15 protein-coding genes and 1 pseudogene are annotated in these 17,877 nt (G+C 62.5%); 6 read left to right on the plus strand and 10 right to left on the minus strand.

Annotation, left to right across the window (positions count from 1 at the left end; genetic code table 11):
- Positions 1–69: 69 nt before the first annotated feature.
- A pseudogene (locus N2597_RS05085) lies at positions 70–225 on the minus strand (methyl-accepting chemotaxis protein); the annotation flags it as partial.
- Positions 226–443: 218 nt separating this feature from the next.
- Here N2597_RS05085 and N2597_RS05090 point away from each other — a divergent pair.
- Positions 444–1,382: a DMT family transporter gene (locus tag N2597_RS05090; protein WP_077994842.1), complete on the plus strand. Its 939-nt coding sequence runs from the start codon at positions 444–446 to the stop codon at positions 1,380–1,382.
- A 233-nt stretch (positions 1,383–1,615) separates the two neighbouring features.
- Positions 1,616–2,488, plus strand: coding sequence for a hypothetical protein (locus N2597_RS05095; RefSeq protein WP_010060498.1), 873 nt, complete (start codon positions 1,616–1,618; stop codon positions 2,486–2,488).
- Here N2597_RS05095 and N2597_RS05100 read toward each other — a convergent pair whose 3' ends face one another.
- From N2597_RS05100 to N2597_RS05125, 6 genes are all read right to left on the minus strand, one after another.
- On the minus strand, positions 2,489–2,635 hold the full coding sequence (locus tag N2597_RS05100) for a hypothetical protein (RefSeq protein ID WP_164519028.1): 147 nt from the start codon (positions 2,633–2,635) through the stop codon (positions 2,489–2,491).
- Between the two features lie 96 nt (positions 2,636–2,731).
- Complete coding sequence (locus N2597_RS05105; RefSeq protein ID WP_077994844.1) at positions 2,732–2,923, minus strand: hypothetical protein; 192 nt, start codon at positions 2,921–2,923, stop codon at positions 2,732–2,734.
- A 132-nt stretch (positions 2,924–3,055) separates the two neighbouring features.
- On the minus strand, positions 3,056–3,946 hold the full coding sequence (locus N2597_RS05110; protein WP_183596973.1) for a uracil-DNA glycosylase: 891 nt from the start codon (positions 3,944–3,946) through the stop codon (positions 3,056–3,058).
- Positions 3,947–4,014: 68 nt separating this feature from the next.
- Entirely contained in the window at positions 4,015–5,307 is a 1,293-nt protein-coding gene (locus N2597_RS05115) for an Hsp70 family protein (RefSeq protein ID WP_077994846.1), read from the minus strand.
- A gap of 235 nt (positions 5,308–5,542) precedes the next feature.
- On the minus strand, positions 5,543–8,659 hold the full coding sequence (locus N2597_RS05120; RefSeq protein ID WP_077994847.1) for an efflux RND transporter permease subunit: 3,117 nt from the start codon (positions 8,657–8,659) through the stop codon (positions 5,543–5,545).
- On the minus strand, positions 8,656–9,966 hold the full coding sequence (locus N2597_RS05125) for an efflux RND transporter periplasmic adaptor subunit (RefSeq protein WP_077994848.1): 1,311 nt from the start codon (positions 9,964–9,966) through the stop codon (positions 8,656–8,658). The genes N2597_RS05120 and N2597_RS05125 overlap by 4 nt, the downstream gene beginning before the upstream one ends.
- A 282-nt stretch (positions 9,967–10,248) precedes the next feature.
- Between N2597_RS05125 and N2597_RS05130 the strand changes: the two genes are divergently transcribed.
- Complete coding sequence (locus N2597_RS05130) at positions 10,249–11,130, plus strand: phosphotransferase family protein (RefSeq protein WP_009995260.1); 882 nt, start codon at positions 10,249–10,251, stop codon at positions 11,128–11,130.
- 8 nt (positions 11,131–11,138) lie between these two features.
- Here the strand turns inward: N2597_RS05130 and N2597_RS05135 are convergent, their stop codons facing one another.
- Positions 11,139–11,927 carry an SDR family oxidoreductase gene (locus tag N2597_RS05135; protein WP_096764251.1) on the minus strand — a complete coding sequence of 263 codons (789 nt, stop codon included), beginning with the start codon at positions 11,925–11,927 and terminating at the stop codon, positions 11,139–11,141.
- A gap of 247 nt (positions 11,928–12,174) precedes the next feature.
- On the opposite strand from N2597_RS05135, the gene N2597_RS05140 reads away from it, so the two are divergent.
- Both N2597_RS05140 and N2597_RS05145 read left to right on the plus strand, forming a co-directional pair.
- Positions 12,175–13,839 carry an electron transfer flavoprotein-ubiquinone oxidoreductase gene (locus N2597_RS05140; RefSeq protein ID WP_183596971.1) on the plus strand — a complete coding sequence of 555 codons (1,665 nt, stop codon included), beginning with the start codon at positions 12,175–12,177 and terminating at the stop codon, positions 13,837–13,839.
- Positions 13,840–13,974: 135 nt separating this feature from the next.
- On the plus strand, positions 13,975–14,589 hold the full coding sequence (locus N2597_RS05145; RefSeq protein WP_009992680.1) for a L,D-transpeptidase: 615 nt from the start codon (positions 13,975–13,977) through the stop codon (positions 14,587–14,589).
- An 81-nt stretch (positions 14,590–14,670) separates the two neighbouring features.
- Here N2597_RS05145 and N2597_RS05150 read toward each other — a convergent pair whose 3' ends face one another.
- On the minus strand, positions 14,671–15,573 hold the full coding sequence (locus N2597_RS05150) for a DMT family transporter (protein WP_183596969.1): 903 nt from the start codon (positions 15,571–15,573) through the stop codon (positions 14,671–14,673).
- Positions 15,574–15,669: 96 nt separating this feature from the next.
- Between N2597_RS05150 and N2597_RS05155 the strand changes: the two genes are divergently transcribed.
- Positions 15,670–16,191, plus strand: coding sequence for an Lrp/AsnC family transcriptional regulator (locus N2597_RS05155; RefSeq protein ID WP_183596967.1), 522 nt, complete (start codon positions 15,670–15,672; stop codon positions 16,189–16,191).
- Between the two features lie 174 nt (positions 16,192–16,365).
- On the opposite strand, the gene mgtE is transcribed toward N2597_RS05155, so the two are convergent.
- Positions 16,366–17,739 (minus strand): magnesium transporter, encoded by a 1,374-nt coding sequence (gene mgtE / locus N2597_RS05160; protein WP_183596965.1) that lies wholly within the window; start codon positions 17,737–17,739, stop codon positions 16,366–16,368.
- Positions 17,740–17,877: the final 138 nt, after the last annotated feature.

Consider the following 17,877-nt stretch of genomic DNA (forward strand, 5'->3'; position numbering starts at 1 on the left):
CGAACACGAAGTTTACGGGCTAAATATCCTGTTCGAAACGGATGGACGCGCGGGCCAGAATTAGGTCTGCTATTTCTGATTGAGGGCGGCCTTGATCGTACGCGTCGCTTGCGGTCTGCTGCACCACGCCGCCGTCCAGCCGAGCCCGTCGTAATCCTCGTAGCCGAGTGTGCGCGCGAAGGCGACGATCGAAACGCTATTGTAGTAGTAGCTGCCTTTTGCCCGGATTTGCCGGATTTGCTCGAGGATTTGCCAACGAGATCCCGGCCTCTCAAGACGCGCAAAGCATGCCGTAAGCCTTGAACTCCCGCGTCATCCTGACGTCGATTCCGATTTAAGGATTATGCAGCGGGATTTTCTTTCGCTACGATGGGGCGTCACCTGCTGCGTTCCCGAGTCGAACGCATTTCCCCTTCGTTCAAGTCAGCATTAGAGCCAGGATCATGCACTCGGTTCTCAGAAACCCGATGAGAGGCATTGCGCTGAAAGTCTCATCGGTCGTGGTCTTCCTCGCCATGCAGACCTTCATCAAGCTGGCCGGCCCGGATATTCCGCCGGGTCAGGTCACCTTCTGCAGGTCCTTCTTCGCGCTCTTCCCGATCATGGCCTATCTCGCCTATATCGGACAGCTGCGCGCCGCCTTTCAAACCACCAATCCGGTCGGGCACCTGAAGCGCGGCACGATCGGCATACTGTCGATGGCTTTCGGTTTTTACGGCCTCCTGCATCTGCCGCTGCCGGAGGCGATCGCGCTCGGCTACGCATTGCCGCTCGTCGCCGTGATCTTCGCCGCGGTTTTTCTCGGCGAGACCGTGCGCATCTATCGCTGGAGCGCCGTTCTGGTCGGCATAGCCGGGGTTGCCATCATCTCCTGGCCAAAGCTGACGCTGTTTCGAGACGGCGGCATGGAAACTGAACAGGCCGTCGGCGCGCTTTGCGTGCTGTTCTCGGCGGTTCTGGGCGGCATGGCGATGATCCAGGTGCGCCGCCTCGTCGAGGAGGAGAAGACGGCGACGATCGTGCTGTATTTCTCGCTCACCGCGTCGGTCTTCTCGCTGGCTTCGCTTCCTTTCGGCTGGCACATCCTGCCGTGGCCGTCGGCACTTTTTCTCGTCGCTGCCGGCTTTTGCGGTGGTGTGGCGCAGATCCTGCTGACCGAAAGCTACCGCCACGCCGACGTCTCCACCATTGCGCCGTTCGAGTATACGTCGATCCTGCTTGGCGGCGTCGTCGGCTACTTCGTCTTCGGCGACGTGCCGAGCCTTACCATGCTCACCGGCACGGTCATCGTCGTTGCTGCCGGTATCTTCATCATCTATCGCGAGCATCAGCTGGGCATCGAACAGCGCGAGGCGCGCAAGGCGACGACGCCGCAGGCCTGAGCTTCACGGCAGGCTGGATTTTAACGCGGCGATTGCGGCCGCGCGAAACCTGCTGCTCGGGGGCGAAGGAATGGTCAATTCTTAGGATGGCGTCGATCCCAGGAATATGGTTGTTGAACATGAGATACGATCATTTATTCAACGCTGTGCATGGCTGACAGGCCGCTGCCACCGCGGCTTTCGATATTACTGCTCCGAACGCTGGTCTGCGAGCGGAGGTGGAGAAAAGCATAATGGCGTTCACGGCGGAGCAATTGGCGGGGAACTGCGCCTTTCTGACGAGTATTCGCTTTCTGGCCGGGCAGACGCGCGGCATGTTCGATGCCGGCCCGCGTCTGGCGCGATTGCTCGCCTCCCACCAGCGCTGGCTGCTGACCCAGACCGCCTATGCCCTCCATCTGGAATATGATCCGCGCGACCCGACCTCGGGTCTTACAGCAGTTGGGCTGACCGGCCGCATCACCGCCCACAAGGTGGCGAGCCGCAACACCGTGCTCGCCTTCATCGAAGAACTCTTTACCTACCGCTTCATCACCCATACGCCGGGCGACGAGCGGCGCCGGCCGCGCCATTTCGAGCCTGCCAATGTCAGCCTCCAGGCGATGTCGGCGTGGATTCATGCCAATCTCGCCGCGCTCGATCTGCTCGACGGCGGTGAACGGGCGGCGGTTTTCCAGGCAAACCCGTCATTGATGAGGCTCGTTCAGCCGCGCATTGCACGCCACTGCCTGGAAGATGCCGCGTGGCGGGAGCCGCCGGCGCAGGTGGCGTTGTTTCTCTGGACGGAAGCCGGCGGCCTCGTCGTCGACAACTTCATCGCCAGGATGGAAACGGAAGACGCCGAGGCGGGCAAGTTTCTCGTCGGCCGCGTCGAAACCCGTGCGCTTGCCGCCGACTTCATGATGTCGCGCACGCACCTGCAGCGCCTTCTGGCAAAGGCGGCACAGCGTGGCTGCGTCGGCTGGTATGATGAGCCGCGTAAGGCGCATCTCTGGCTATCGCGGCATTTCGTCGAGGAATATTGCGCCTGGCAGGCGGTCAAGTTCGCCTATGTCGACGAAGCCTTCGAATGGGCAACGGCCCGGATCGACCCACTGACGGTGTGATCACAACACGATCGCTGCTGAGACCGGGCCGGCATTGGCCGGCTTTACCGACAACTCGCGCTCATATTCGCGCGCGGCGCAGACAGCGACGCGGATATGCTCGAAGGTGTCGATGTTGCGCAGAAGCGATAGCAGGATCGTTGACATGGTGGGTTACTCTGACATTTAAAAGGCAGCAGATTCAAAGCGCTACAGCATCATCTGCGCGTCTGGCGAGATGCGCGGCGCTGTAGCGGCCGCCGCTCAGTATTGCTGGAAGTCCGAGAAAATGGCGTTCGGGCGCGCCGTGCGGCTGTTGATGCCGGTACCGCGGGCGATCATCTGTTCGTTCGTGGCGAAACCGAAGCGGCTGTAGCCATGTGTGAAGCGAAGCTGGTCGCCGGCAAGGCGAAGGGTTTCAAACCCGGAATGCATAGGACGAAATCTCTTGTTCATGGCCTTGGTTCCTGTGATTCCTCCCAAGACACAGGCCTATATTGCAGTGCAGCATAGATTCTACAATGCGTGCTGACGCGATGCAGCAATGCGAAAAATGCATGGCGCGCTTCACAAATTCTTCAACGTCGACTAATTTCTGAGCAGAGAGAGGGATTTGAGTTTTGCCTGAAAGGCTAGAAGATCGTTCCAGGCGAGCCGCTTGTTGACGGGTGCGGTCAACAGATCCTGGGGATGCAGGCTGGCGATGGCCGAAATGGCACGATCGGCGATGACGATGTCCTTCCAGCGGCCCCGCAGGCCGTGAATCGTATCGTTTTCCCCGAAGAAGAATCGCGCCGCGAAATTGCCGAGCAGCAGGATCACCTGCGGTTCGGCGAGCGCAATCTGTCGTTCGATGAAGGGCCGGCAGATGTCGATCTCGGCCGCCGATGCCGCCCGGTTACCTGGCGGGCGCCAGGGAATGACTTGCGTCAGCAGAACGCTAGAGCGATCGAGCCCGATCGCCGCCAGCATCTTGTCGAACAACTGGCCGGACTTACCCGAGAAAGGCAGGCCTTCTCGGTCGTCTTCGGCGCTCGGGGCCGAGCCGATCACCATGATGCCGCTTTCGGCGTCGCCGTCGGCAAAGATGGTCGAGCGGGCGCTGTGCTTGAGATTGCAACCGTTGAAGGCTTCGAGCGCGGTCTTCAGTTCGCTAAGCGAGCGCGCGCTTTCGGCGACGAAACGCGCCTGCTGCACCGCCTCGCCATCCGGGATCGCCGGTTGCGGGCCGGAGGCTGGGGCTGGACGTGCTGCCGCAGTCGGGCGCGGCGATGTCTGACGCTCCCCGACGCTTGGACGCTCCCCGGCCGCAGGACGGTCCTGCTGCGCCGATCCCGGGCGGCGCGCCGCCTTCATCGCTTCGAACTCGGCGAAGCGGTCGACCGCCTCTTCCTCCAGCAGCCACTCCACGCCGGCATCCGCATGGAAATGCAGAAGCGCTGCAAGCTCGGCAGGGGAGAGGTCGTTGGCGGAGATCATGCGGCAAGTTTAACGGAGAGAAATGGGCATTGAAAGGGCAGGCTGCACATTGGCCGCTCCGTCCTGATCTATTGCACAGTCCATTGCGTGATGTCGTCGCGTTCGCCGATCAGTGCCAGGCCGTGGGCGATCGACAGCAGTTCGCCGCCGCTTTCGATCCGGTCGCGGTCGAAACGCTCCGTGAAGATGCGGCGCACCGCCGGCACGAAGGAGGTGCCGCCGGTCAGGAACACTTTGTCGATCTCCGCCGGCTTCGTCTCGGTCTTGTCGAGCACCTCGTCGAGCGCGCCTTCGATGCGGGCGAGATCCTCGGCGATCCAGCCTTCGAAGTCGCTGCGCTTGATGCTGCGGTGTCCGCCGCGGCCAAGCGGCGCGAAGTCGAAAGGCGCCTCGTCGGCGGCCGACAGCGCCATCTTCGTTGCCGATACCGCCTGGTAGAGCGGGTAACCCTCGTCATGGTCGATGAGGTCGATGAAGATCTCGAGCTTTTCCGGTTCCAGGCTGGTGCGCACCAGCTTCTTCAAATCCTCGAATTCGCGCGTGGTCTTGAAGATCGACAGCTGGTTCCAGCGGCCGAAGCTGGAATAATAGTTGGACGGCACTTCAAGGATCTTGTCGAAGCTTTTGAAATGGCTGCCCTTGCCGATTTGCGGCGCGACGATGTTGTCGATCATCCTGTAGTCGAAATGGTCGCCGGCGACGCCGACGCCGGAATGGCCGATCGGCGTTGCCGTCAGCCTGCCGGCGACGGTTTCGAAGCGGATCAGCGAATAGTCGGTTGTGCCGCCGCCGAAATCGGCGACCAGCACGGTCGCATCCCGCTTCAGGTTCTGCGCGAAATAGAAAGCGGCGGCGACCGGCTCGTAGACATAGTGGATTTCGGGAAAGCCGAAGCGCGACAGAGCCTCGTTATAGCGTTCGGTGGCAAGCACCGGATCAGGGCTGGCGCCGGCGAAATGCACCGGCCGGCCGGTGACGATGCGGCTGACATCTGAGGGCCAGTTGTCGCCGGCATAGTTGCGCAGGCGCCGCACGAAGATCTCCATCAGATCTTCGAAATTATGCCGCTTGGCGAAGATCAGCGTGCCCTGGAACAGCGCGCTCGCCGCAAAGGTCTTGATCGACTGCAGGAAGCGGCATTCGCCGGGGTTGTCGATGAATTGCCGGATCGCCGCATGGCCGGCCTCCACCTTCAGCGCCGAAGCGCCGAGCTGGGCATCCTTCATGAAGGACAGCGCGGTGCGCATGCTGTCGGCCGTGCCCGCCGTGCTCGTGAACGTCATCGAGCCGGTTGTCCCGCCGTCCGCCATGGCGAGAACCGTATTCGTCGTGCCGAAGTCGAAACCCAGCGCCTGAGCCATGCCCGCACTCCTTCATGCCGATTGTTATTGGAGACGGAGCGTCGCTCCGTGAAGGGCGAAGGACGCCCGGATCAAGGAGGGCGGGTGATGCCACAGAGGCGTGACACATTCAAGAGGATCGAAAGTTGATGTGATCAAGGGCGCACGTATTCTTCCTGGGGAAGAAGAGTTCTCCCTGCGGAAGAAGACGTGCGCCGCAAGGGCTGATGGCGACGCGGAAGTCAGAGGGCCATCATCATTCGGCAGCCATTGCCCTTGTCTCCTGCATCACCGGCGCCTCGACCTTCTTCTGGCCCATCAACCGGCCCAGGAAGTTTCCGAAGCGGTCCATCTCGACGAAGATGACCGGCGTGATGAACAGCGTCAGCAGCTGCGAGACGACAAGACCGCCGACGACGGCGATGCCAAGCGGCTGGCGCAGCTCGGAGCTCGCGCCGGTGCCGAGCGCGATCGGCAAGGCGCCGAGCAGGGCGCAGAAGGTCGTCATCATGATCGGGCGGAAGCGCCGCACGCAGGCCTCGTGGATCGCCGCCGTCGCCTTTTCGCCCGTCGTGCGCATCGTCTCCATCGCCACGTCGATCATCATGATCGCGTTCTTCTTGACGATGCCGATCAGCATCAGCAGGCCGATAAGGGCGATGATCGACAGATCGAAGCCCATGATCTTCAACGCCAGCAGCGCGCCGAAGGCCGCGGCCGGCAGGCCTGAGAGAATGGTCAGCGGATGGATGAAGCTTTCATAGAGCACGCCGAGCACGACATAGATGGTCAAAACGGCCGCCAGGATCAGGTAAGGCGTATTGCCCTGCGACTGCTGGAAGATTTCCGCCGTACCGCCATAGGAGGTGAAGACATCGGTCGGCAGGCTGATCTCCTTCTTGATCTGGTCGATCGCCGCCGTCGCGTCACTGAGCGAGACGCCCTCCGGCAGGTTGAAGGAGACGGTGGTCGAGACGAGCTGGCCGGTCTGATTGATGGTGACCGGGCCAGTGGTGCGCTCGACATGCGCGAAATTCGACAGCGGCACCAGGCTGCCATTCGACGAGGCGACGCGGATTTCGGCCAGTTTCTGGTCGTCCCAGGGTTTACTCGTATCGTATTCGACGATGACGTCGTAGCTGTCGCCGGTCGACTGGATCTCGGCCGCCGTATAGCCGCTGAAGGATTCCTGCAGCGTCGTGCGCAGGGTATCGTTGTCGATCCCGTAGGCGGCCGCGCGCTCGGTATCGATGACGATATTCGCCTGCAGGGCGTTGTTCTGGGCGTCCGAGGTGACGTCGGTGAACAGCCGATCCTTGCGCATCGCCGCCTGGATCTTGCCGGCCCAGAGGTTGGTCTGGTCGGCGCTCAGCGCCTGAATGACCAGCTGATACTGGCTGGCGGTCTGGCGGCCGCCGAAGCGCAGGCTCTGGTTCGGCGTCACGAAGGCCTGCAATCCGGGGATCTTGTTGATCGCCGTGCGCAGCTCGCGCAGCGTCTGGTCAAGCGGCGGACGCTCCTTCTTGTCCTTGAGCTCGACGAACATCGAGCCATTGTTCTGCGGTTTGTTGGGGTTGCCGCCGATCGTCGACATCACGTGGTTGACCGCCGGGTTCGCCTTGACGGCGGCTGCCGCCTGCTGCTGCAGCGCCTCCATGGCGGAATAGGAAATGTCCTGGCGGGCCTGGGTGCTGATCGTCAGGCGGCCGATATCCTCCTGCGGGAAGAAGCTCGTCGGCAGCGTCATGAAGAAATAGACCGTCAGCGCCACCGAACCGAGGAACACGCCGAGGATCGTGATGCGATGACGCAAGCACCAGCCGACTGCTCTGTCATAGCCATTGAGCGTCCGCTCGAAGCCGGCATCGAAGAGGCGGATGAGCAGCGGCGGCCGGCTGTGGTTGTTGGACAGACGCGAGCCGAGCATCGGCGTCACGGTTAGCGAGACTATCGCCGACGAGATGATGGCGATGGCCACCACCATGCCGAATTCGTTGAAGACGCGGCCGACGACGCCGCCCATCAGCAGGATCGGGATGAACACCGCGATCAGCGAAACCGACATGGAGATGATGGTGTAGCTGACTTCGCCGGCACCCTTGATCGCCGCTTCGCGCACCGGCATGCCTTCCTCGACATGGCGCAGAATGTTTTCGAGCATGACGATGGCATCGTCCACCACCAGCCCCACTGCGAGCGTCAGCCCCAGCAGCGATATGTTGTCGATGCTGTAGCCGAGCACATACATCATGCCGAAGGTCGAGATCAGCGACAGCGGAACGGCAAGCCCTGGAATGATCGTCGCCGTCGCGTGGCCGGTGAAGAGGTAGATGACGAGGACGACGAGGCCGATCGTCAGGAACAGCGTGAACTTCACGTCGGCGATGGCGGCGCGAATGGGTTTTGCGGCGTCGTTCATGACCACGGTCGTGACCGAAGCCGGAATTTCAGCGTGAAGCTGCGGCAGCTTGGCGTTGATCGCATCGACGACGTCGACAGTGTTGGCATCCGGCTGGCGCTGGATGGCGAGGATGATGCCGCGCTGGCCGTCATACCAGCTGCCAGTATACTGGTTCTCGACGCTGTCCTGCACATCGGCGACATCGCCGAGATGGATCGGCGCGCCGTTCGGATTGGCAATGACGAGCGAGCGGAACTGGTCGGCATTGGTGCGCTGCGTGTTCGCCGTGATGGTCATGCTCTGCGCATTGTTCTGCAGCGTCCCCACGGGCTGCTGGCTGTTGGCGGCAGAAAGCGCCTTGTTGACGGTGTCGATGCCGATGCCGCGGGTGAGCAACTTGTTGGGATCGACTTCGACACGCACAGCATAGGTCTGGGCACCATAGACGCTGACCTGAGCGACGCCGGGGAGGGTGGAAAGCGACGGCGAGATGATGTCTTCGGCGATCTCGTCGAGCTTGCTGCGCGGCATGGTGTTGCTCTGCACCGAGAGCAGCATGACCGGCGCATCGGCCGGGTTGGTCTTGCGGTAGCTCGGCGGCGTCGTCAAATTGTCGGGCAGCTGCCGGGTCGCATGTGAGATTGCAGCCTGCACGTCGGCCGCGGCCGCGTCGATATCACGGTTGAGGTCGAACTGCAGCACGATGCTGGTGCTGCCGAGCGAGCTCGAGGCGCTGATCTCGCTGATGCCGGGAATGGTCTCGAACTGCTTGATCAGCGGCGTGGCGACCGACGTCGCCATCGTCTGCGGTGAGGCGCCGCTCAGCTGCGCCGAAACGTTGATCGTCGGAAAATCGACCTGGGGCAGGGCCGCAACTGGCACGAGCCGGTAACCGGCAAGACCGGCCAGAATGACGCCGATGGCAAGCAGCGTCGTCGCGACGGGGCGCTGAATACAGAAATTGGGGATCATTGCTGAGCTCCCACGGTGATCGTCTCGGACTTCTGCGGCTGCCGGGGCGCGTCGGCGGACGCGAGATCGAGCGCCTTTTCGTCGAACTGCTCCTTGATCGCCTGCTGGTCGCTGAGCTGGCCCTGGCCCTCGACGACCACATGGTCGCCTTCTGAAAGGCCAGATTCGATGGCGGTGAAGCCGCCATTGGCGCGAGCGACGGTCACCGGTGTCAGCCGCGATTTGCCGTCCTTGGCGACAAAGGCGAAGAAACCGTCCGGGCCGGGACTGACGGCGACCGTCGGCACCACCACCTGCTGTTCGTTGTTGTTGAAATGCACGACGATATTCACCGACTGGCCGGGCCAGAGGGCGCCGGAGGCGTTTTCGAATTTCGCCTTGGCGAGGATCGTGCCCGAGGCGGTATCGACCGTGTTGTCGTAGAAGCTGATCTCGCCCTTGCGGACCTGGCCCTTGGTGGAACTGGGGGCTGTGCTGACCTCGACCGGACCGGCTGCCAATGCCTTCTTCAGCTCGCGCAAATAGCGCTCCTGCAGGTGGAATTTCACATAGATCGGATCGTATTTGGCGATGGTGACGATCGCCGCGCCGGCATTGAGGAAGGCGCCTTTACTGACCGCGATATCGCCAAGCCGGCCGTCGAATGGCGCGCGGATATCGGTATGCTCGAGCAGGATCTGATCGGAGGCGAGCGTCGCCTTATCAGCATCGACCGTCGCTGCGGCGGTATCGCGGGCGGCTCTCGCCTGATCCAGGCTCTGCTGGGTGCCGGCTTTCTGGTCGAACAGGTCCTGCGCGCGCACCAGCGCGGTCTCGGCTTCCGAAAGCGTCGCCGTGTCGCGCACGATCATCGCATTGTCCTTGTCGACGGCCGCCTTGGCCGTCCGGTCGTCCAGCTTGGCGATCAGGTCGCCGGCCTTGACGGTCGCCCCGTCCTGCGCCGCGATGCTGACGATCAGCCCCTGTTCCTGTGCGGCGATGGTGGTGTTGTCATCCGCGTCGGCCCAGCCGGTCGCCGTCACATCCATGGGCAGCGTCGTTTTGACCGCTGCGACGGTCTTGACGACGGTCGGGCCGCCGCCGCCGCGCCTGCGGCCGCCGCCCTGATGTTGACCGCCATCTTGCGATGGATCGGCCTGTGCCTGGCCGCCCTGAGCCTGTTGGCCGCCGCCATTGCCGCCGGCCGCCTGCCTGGTCAGCTGCGAGAAGTAGGGGATGCGCGAGGCATAGGGGATCAGGTTGCCGAATTGCCAGAGGCCGACGGCAGCAGCGGCGATAATACTGACGGTGATCCAAAATTTCTTCATGGCGAGACCGGTTGAGCAGGGTTGCGAATTTATGCTTGATTGAGCCGCGTATATTGCGGCGCAAAAAAGACATAATTCCCGGGTCGCGATCACTAAGTGGTTATAAGGGCTTAAATTTTTGTAATGAATATTCCGTAATATTCAAACTATACTAATATAGTAGGAGTGCGCCTGACGTGGCTACGCAGCGGCATTGCCGCTAGACTGCGGCAGGCCGAAGCCGCTCCCGCATGCGGGTCGCTGCACACAAGGAATAGCGGAAAACAGAGAAGGCAGTTCGTCATGACTGAGTTGGAAGCCCGCGAATTTCGCACCCTCATCACAAGCGTGTTTCCCCACCTGACGGCCTCCGTCTTCAAGCTGGCGGCGAAGGGTTGGGATTCGATGGCGGTTGATGTCGATGACACGCTGATCTTCAAGTTTCCCCGCCATCTCGGCGCCGAAAGGGCGCTGGTGAAGGAAGCGGCCTTGCTCGACATCATCAGGCCGTCGCTGTCGATGGCGGTTCCCGATATGCGCATTCACGACGGGCCGCCGATCTTCTCCAGTCACGCCAAGCTGGAGGGCGAACATCTCATTACCGAAGATTACGATGCGCTCGGGGAGGGCGAACGGCAGCGCCTGGCGGATGATCTCGCGCGTTTTTACGCCGAGCTTCACGCGCTTGACGCCGACCGCCTGCGTGCGGCCGGCGCAGCGGCGATCCAGCCGTGGCAATCGCCGGACGTGGTGCGAGCTAAGGCCTTGCCGCTGCTGCCCGCTGATATCCAGCGCTTTGCAGAGACCGTTGTTTCGGATTTCGAATTCCTGCCGCCGGATCCCTACGGCAAGGTCTACGGCTTTTTCGACGGCCACGGCTGGAACATGGCCTTCGATTTTCGGCAGGGCAGGCTCAATGGTATTTACGATTTCGCCGATTCCGGTTTCGGGCCGTTGCACCAGGAGTTCATCTATTCGAACTTCATCTCGCCCGATCTGACCGCACGCATCGTCTCGGCCTATGAAATCCTGACCGGCCGACGGCTTGACCGGCGGCGCATCGCGGTCCTGACTGGGTTCCATCGGCTTTCCGAGCTCGCCGAACTTGCCGACGATCCGGCCAATGTGGAACAGATGATCCGCAGCGCAGCGGCATGGGCGGCCTCGGCCACCCGCGCTGCTTAACGGATACCTCAGACGGATCGTGCCGCGCCGCCGTCGCAGCGGATGAGCGAGCCGGTGATGTAGCTTGCCGGCTGGCTGCACAGGAAGGCCGCCGTTGCGGCAAACTCCTCCACCTTACCGTAGCGGCCGACTGGAATGCGCGCCTCCTTGTCGGTGCGGATTTCCTCGAGGCTTTTGCCCGTCCGTTTTGCCGCTGCGCCATCGAGATCGTCGAGCCGCGCCGTCAGAATGCTGCCCGGCAGGAGCAGGTTGGTGGTGATGCCGAAACTCGCCACTTCGGAGGCAAGCGTCTTGCTCCAGCCGGCAAGGGCCGGGCGCAGCGTATTCGACAGCGCCAGATTGGCGATCGGCTCGATTACGCCCGAGGAGGCGACCGTCAGGATGCGGCCCCAGCCTTGCGCCTTCATGCCGGGCAGTAGGGCATTGGTCAGGGTGATCACCCGGGCGACCATGGAGAGGAAATAGGTTTCGAGCTTTTCACCCGTCATGTCCTCGGTCGTGCCGGGCGTCGGCCCGCCGGTATTGTTGACGAGGATATCGAGCCCGCCGAATTTCTCCTTCACCGCCGTCGTCACCGTCTCGACGAAACGTTCATCGCTGAGGTCGGCCCAGATCCAGTCGGCCCGGCCATGACCTTCTCTGTTGATCGCCTTGCAATTGGCCTCCAGCTGTTCGCCGCTGCGCCCTGAGAGCAGCACGTTTGCGCCTTCGCGCGCCAGTGCAGTGGCGATGCCGAGGCCAAGCCCGCGTGAGGAGGCGAGAACGAGCGCCCTTTTGCCCTTGATGCCGAGATCCATGATTTTCTCCATGTCTTTGAGCGATGTATAAGGCGCAGGCGACGAAAAAGGAAAGAGAGGGAAGGGCCGCATCGGATTTCGCAATTGACGTTAACGTAAGCGTTATCGTAAATCTCGGATCGGCAGACGTATCATTGTGCGAAATTGAGGATTGGCTGTCGCATCCCGGCTCGACAATGCGGCGCTGTTTTGACAAGAAAGTCACCCATGGGATGATGGCCGTAGGCGGCCAAGCGGAGACTAGTGAATGACCGAGACGACTGAGCTGCCCGAACGCGAGAGCATGGAATTCGACGTGGTGATCGTCGGCGCCGGCCCTGCCGGTCTTTCCGCGGCGATCCGGCTGAAGCAGGTCAATCCGGAACTGTCGGTCGTGGTGCTCGAGAAGGGCTCGGAAGTCGGCGCCCATATTCTCTCCGGCGCCGTCGTCGATCCTATTGGCATCGACCGGCTGCTGCCCGGCTGGCGCGATGAGGCCGATCATCCCTTCAAGACCGAAGTCACCGCGGACCATTTCCTGCTGCTCGGCCCGGCCGGCTCGATCCGCCTGCCGAATGTCATGATGCCGCCGCTGATGAACAATCACGGCAACTACATCGTCTCGCTCGGCAATGTCTGTCGCTGGCTGGCGACCAAGGCGGAAGAACTCGGCGTCGAGATCTATCCGGGCTTTGCCGCAACCGAAGTGCTCTACGACGACAAGGGCGCGGTGATCGGCGTTGCCACCGGCGACATGGGCATCGAGAAGAACGGCGAGCCGGGGCCGAACTATACCCGCGGCATGGAGCTGCGCGGCAAATATACGCTGATCGGCGAAGGCGTGCGCGGTTCGCTCGCCAAGCAGCTGATCGCCAAGTTCGACCTGCAGCAGGACCGCGAGCCGCAGAAATTCGGCATCGGCATCAAGGAGCTCTGGCAGGTGAAGCCGGAGAACCACAAACAGGGGCTGGTGCAGCACTCCTTCGGCTGGCCGCTCGGCATGAAGACCGGCGGCGGCTCCTTCCTCTATCACCTCGAGGACAATCTGGTGGCGGTCGGCTTTGTCGTCCACCTGAACTACAAGAACCCCTATCTCTATCCGTTCGAGGAATTCCAGCGCTTCAAGACCCATCCGGCGATCCGCGGCACCTTCGAGGGCGGCAAGCGGCTCTCCTATGGCGCCCGCGCCATCACCGAGGGCGGTTACCAGTCGGTGCCGAAGCTGTCCTTCCCCGGCGGTGCGCTGATCGGCTGTTCGGCCGGTCTGGTCAACGTGCCGCGCATCAAGGGCAGCCACAATGCGGTGCTGTCGGGCATACTGGCGGCCGAGAAGCTGGCGGCGGCGATCGCAGCTGGCCGCAGCCATGACGAGGTCGTCGAGATCGAGAATGAATGGCGCAAGGGTGACATCGGCCGCGATCTGAAGCGGGTCCGCAACGTCAAGCCGCTATGGTCGAAGTTCGGCACCGCGCTTGGCGTGGCGCTCGGCGGTCTCGACATGTGGACCAACACGCTGTTCGGCTTCTCCTTCTTCGGCACGCTTGGTCACGGCAAGACCGATGCGGCCTCGCTGGAGCCGGCCTCGCAGCACAAGCCGATCGCCTATCCGAAACCGGATGGCGTCCTGACCTTCGACCGTCTGTCCTCGGTGTTCCTGTCGAACACCAATCACGAGGAAGACCAGCCGGTGCATCTGCAGGTCAAGGACATGGGCCTGCAGAAAAGCTCCGAGCTCGGCATCTATGCCGGCCCGTCGACCCGCTACTGTCCGGCCGGCGTCTATGAATGGGTGGAGAAGGATGGCGACAAGAGCTTCGTCATCAACGCCCAGAACTGCGTGCACTGCAAGACCTGCGACATCAAGGACCCCAACCAAAACATCAACTGGGTGCCGCCGCAGGGCGGCGAGGGGCCGGTCTATCCGAATATGTGAGGCGGATCGGCATCGCAGCCGACAATTTCACCTGCTGACGTCTTCGTGATCGGCCGCCGGCGGCGGCTCTTAGCCATTCGTTAACCATAAATTCCTTAGCTTGCGACATCTTCTCGACGCACTAAGGACACATTCATGTCGATCTCCCGCCGGGGCTTTCTGATTGCTCTGCCTCTTTTTGTGGCCGGCTGCTCTTCCACCGGTCTCAACAGTCAGACGAATTACGCAGCGCTTCCCGATGAAAAGTTTCCGCTGAAGCAGGTGCCGATCGACAAGATCAAGCCGGAGCTTCGCCGTCAGGAAGTTGCTTACGAGACCGCGTATGCTGCGGGCACGATCGTCGTCGATACGCCGGCGCGTCGAGCCTATTATGTGCTTGGAAACGGCCGGGCGATGCGCTACGGCGTGGGTGTCGGTCGCGAGGGGCTGGCATTTGCCGGGGGTGCCTATGTCGGGCGCAAGGCGGAATGGCCGAGCTGGACGCCCACCGAAAACATGCAGCGCCGCGAAGAGCGCTACCGCAGGCTCGCCGGCGGCATGCCGGGCGGCCCGAACAATCCGCTCGGCGCGCGCGCCATGTATCTCTATCGCGGCGGCAACGACACCCATTTCCGCATTCACGGCACAAACCAGCCGGAATCGATTGGTCTTGCCATGTCGAGCGGCTGTATCCGCATGATGAACCATGACGTGATCGACCTCTATAGCCGCGTCGAAGTCGGCGCCAGGGTCGTCGTCATCCAGGCTTGAGTGGTCAACACTAGCCCCATAGAAAAAGCCGCCGCAGCGATTGCTGCCGGCGGCTTCGCTATTGTTGGTCGCAGCCGGTGCTCAACGACGCGCGGCAATGCCGGTGGAAAGCGCCACGCCAATGCCGGTGATCACAGCGGCGCTGATCTCGACGATGCCGATTGCTTCGCCGAGCAGGAAACCGCCGCCCAGCGTTGCCAACACCGGCGTCAGCGCCGTGAAGGCGGCGGCCTGGGTGCCGCCCAGTCGTCTCACGGCCGTACCGTAGGCGACCATGGCGACGAGACCGGAAAGAAGACCCTGGCTTAGCGCCTGCAGGCCGATTTCCGGCAGCGATGCTTGCGGCAGCGAAATGCCGAAGACGAGCGCAAGCGTTCCCATGATTAGGAAGGACCAGACCGCGATCAGGGCGCTCGCCTGCACGGCCGTGAGGCCGGAGCGGAGGAAGGCATGCGTATAGCTTGCCCACAGCAAAGCGCCGGCAGGCAGCAGTACGAAGCTGGTCCATGGCAGCGAGGCGTCCGCAAGCCTGTGCGTGAGCAGGATCAGCACGCCCGCGACGATCGCCACGAGCCCGGCAATACGCGTGCCATCAGGTCTTTCCCCAAACAGCGCCACTCCGATCAACGCCGTGGCGAGCGGCATCGAGCCGCCAAGCAGAATGCCCGACGAGGCGGCTGGCGTCGAATGGATCGCCAGCGTGGTCAGCAGGAAGAAGACCGCGCCGGAACCGCAGACCATGATTGCCAGCAGATGAAGCGGCAGGCCTTTCGGCAGCAGTCCTGTCCTGAGCCAGACCGGCGAAAGCGCAAGTGCCGGAATGCCGAAGCGGATCAGCCCGATGTCGATCGATCCGAGCGGCGTCGCAGCACTGTGGCGGGTTACAAGAAACCAGGTTGCCCAGATCAAGACTGTAATCGCGCCGCCTGCATAACCCAGCGCCTGCGAGGGTGACTTGTCGTCCGAAAAAGCAATAGTGGTCATCGTCCTATCCTTTCCTCCGTCCGGAGCCTGTCCGGTTGAGGAAAAGATTAGCCTCAGAGGGCAGGGCATGTCCTTGCTATCTATGGCTTGAAAATCATGCTAAACGCAATCTTCTGCCAATTGACGCCACCTGGATTCTCGAAAATGCCAAATCTCGATAAATTCGATATCGCTATCCTGAAGTGCCTGCAGGAGGATGCGCGCGCCACCAATGTCGAGATTGCCGAAAAGGTGAACCTTTCGCCCTCGCCCTGCCTGCGCCGTATCCGCAACCTCGAACGGTCCGGCATCATCCGCGGTTACACCGCCGATATCGACCGCAAGGAGGTTGGTCTCGGCCTGACCGTCTTCGTCGAATTCAAGGTTGCCCACCACAGCCGCGAAAATTCCGAGGCGCAGCAGCAGACGCTGCTCGCGATCCCCGAGATCGTCTCCTGCTTCCTGATCTCGGGCACGGCCGATTTCCTCGCCGAAGTGGTGGTCGAGGACCTCGCCGCCTATGAGCGGCTGCTGACGGAAACGCTGTTGACCCTGCCCAACGTCAGTGACATCCGCTCGAACTTCGCCATCCGCAGCATCAAGACGCATGGGCCGCTGAAGCTGCCCGAGGGGAAATGATTCCCCGGCTTTGTGCTCGGAACCCGCCCCTCATCCGCCTGCCGGCACCTTCTCCCCGCACGCGGGGCGAAGGGGGCAAGCCGCACCGGTTCTGTACCCTCGACGCTGCGTTTGGCACGTCCCCTCTCCCCGTTTTACGGGGAGAGGGCTAGGGTGAGGGGCAAATTCCAGGCGCTACAGCAGCGTCCCGCTGAGGATGAGCAGCGCCACCGAGAAGTAGATGACGAGCCCGGTGACGTCGACCAGCGTGGCGACGAAGGGGGCCGAGGCGCTGGCCGGATCGAGCCTCAGCTTCTGCAGCAGGAAGGGCAGCATCGAGCCGCAGATCGAGCCGAAGGTGACGATCCCGATCAGGGCGGCAAACACCGTGACGGCGACCATCTGCCAGTGTGGGCCGTAGTCGTAGAGCCCGGCCGACTGCCAGAAGACAATGCGGATGAAGCCGACGAGGCCGAGGATCGCGCCGAGCACGATGCCTGTGGGAAGTTCGCGGAAGAGCACTTTCCACCAGTCCGAAAGCTTCAGCTCGCCGAGCGCCAGGGCCCGGATGATCAGCGACGTCGCCTGCGACCCGGAATTGCCGCCCGAGCTCATGATCAGCGGGATGAACAGGGTCAGCACGACAGCCTTTTCCAGTTCGCCCTCGAAATGCTGCATGGCGCTTGCCGTCAGCATCTCGCCGAGGAAGAGCGCGGCAAGCCAGCCTGCGCGCTTGCGGATCATGCCGGCAAAGCCGATCTTCATATAGGGCTGGCCGAGGGCCTCCATGCCGCCGAACCTCTGGGCCGCTTCCGTCGTGTCGGAGATCATCGTGTCGATCACGTCGTCGACGGTGACGATTCCGAGCACGTGCCCATGTTCGTCGGTGACCGGCAGGGCGAGCAAGTCGTGCTTGCGGATCAGCCGGGCGACATCCTCCTGCTTCATCAGCGGATCGGCCGAAACCGGGTTGCCCTTCTGCGCCACAGAGAGGATGGAAGCATCCGGCTCGCCGGTGATGAGACGGCGCAGCGTTACCACATGCATGAGCGCATGGCTGACCTCGTCGAGCACATAGATGGCATAGACGGTCTCGCGCGAGCGTTCGACCTGGCGCACATGGTCGAGAGTCTGAGCGACGGTCCATCTAACCGGCACGCTGACGAACTCGGTCGTCATGATGCCGCCGGCGGTGCGCGGCGGATAGCCCATCAGGTGCTGGATCGCGATGCGCACCGGCTCGTCGAGGCTGGCGAAGAGCCGGGCGCGGGTCTCGCCGTCGAGTTCGAGCAGCACGTCGGCGACCCGGTCGTTGGACATGCCGTGCAGCAGCCGTGCTGCATCCTCGGCGCTGATCAGCGCCAGGATCTCGGCGGCGTTGCGAAGCTCCGGCCGGTCGAGAATGTTGACGGCATAGTCGAGCGGCATGCCCGTCAGGACGCGGCCGGCATCCTGGATGCTCAGCGCGTTCAGCGCTTCGACGCGTTCGGCGACCGTTGCGCCGCGGCTGTTGTTGATGAAAGCACGGGCGGCATGGCCTGCCCGAAGAGGGAAGCGATTGATATTCATGTGAGGCTCGCCTTTCCGTCGATCCGCCGTAGCGTCCCGAACGGGCGAGCCGACAGGAGTCGGTCAGCGCACGAGGGCCGCGTACGGCAAAGGCAATCGACTGCTACTGTCGCTTGGCATCGTGAAGATGGCTCCGTT

The sequence above is a fragment of the Rhizobium sophoriradicis genome (assembly GCF_025200795.1).
GTDB lineage: Bacteria > Pseudomonadota > Alphaproteobacteria > Rhizobiales > Rhizobiaceae > Rhizobium > Rhizobium sophoriradicis.

Excerpts from the sequence above, each read along its gene's own strand:
- N2597_RS05150 (WP_183596969.1), bottom strand. The coding sequence starts at position 15,573 with ATGACCACTATTGCTTTTTCGGACGACAAGTCACCCTCGCAGGCGCTG.
- N2597_RS05095 (WP_010060498.1), top strand. The coding sequence starts at position 1,616 with ATGGCGTTCACGGCGGAGCAATTGGCGGGGAACTGCGCCTTTCTGACG.
- N2597_RS05140 (WP_183596971.1), top strand. The coding sequence starts at position 12,175 with ATGACCGAGACGACTGAGCTGCCCGAACGCGAGAGCATGGAATTCGAC.
- N2597_RS05130 (WP_009995260.1), top strand. The coding sequence starts at position 10,249 with ATGACTGAGTTGGAAGCCCGCGAATTTCGCACCCTCATCACAAGCGTG.
- N2597_RS05090 (WP_077994842.1), top strand. The coding sequence starts at position 444 with ATGCACTCGGTTCTCAGAAACCCGATGAGAGGCATTGCGCTGAAAGTC.
- N2597_RS05105 (WP_077994844.1), bottom strand. The coding sequence starts at position 2,923 with ATGAACAAGAGATTTCGTCCTATGCATTCCGGGTTTGAAACCCTTCGC.
- mgtE (WP_183596965.1), bottom strand. The coding sequence starts at position 17,739 with ATGAATATCAATCGCTTCCCTCTTCGGGCAGGCCATGCCGCCCGTGCT.
- N2597_RS05120 (WP_077994847.1), bottom strand. The coding sequence starts at position 8,659 with ATGATCCCCAATTTCTGTATTCAGCGCCCCGTCGCGACGACGCTGCTT.
- N2597_RS05145 (WP_009992680.1), top strand. The coding sequence starts at position 13,975 with ATGTCGATCTCCCGCCGGGGCTTTCTGATTGCTCTGCCTCTTTTTGTG.
- N2597_RS05110 (WP_183596973.1), bottom strand. The coding sequence starts at position 3,946 with ATGATCTCCGCCAACGACCTCTCCCCTGCCGAGCTTGCAGCGCTTCTG.
- N2597_RS05100 (WP_164519028.1), bottom strand. The coding sequence starts at position 2,635 with ATGTCAACGATCCTGCTATCGCTTCTGCGCAACATCGACACCTTCGAG.
- N2597_RS05155 (WP_183596967.1), top strand. The coding sequence starts at position 15,670 with ATGCTAAACGCAATCTTCTGCCAATTGACGCCACCTGGATTCTCGAAA.
- N2597_RS05135 (WP_096764251.1), bottom strand. The coding sequence starts at position 11,927 with ATGGATCTCGGCATCAAGGGCAAAAGGGCGCTCGTTCTCGCCTCCTCA.
- N2597_RS05125 (WP_077994848.1), bottom strand. The coding sequence starts at position 9,966 with ATGAAGAAATTTTGGATCACCGTCAGTATTATCGCCGCTGCTGCCGTC.
- N2597_RS05115 (WP_077994846.1), bottom strand. The coding sequence starts at position 5,307 with ATGGCTCAGGCGCTGGGTTTCGACTTCGGCACGACGAATACGGTTCTC.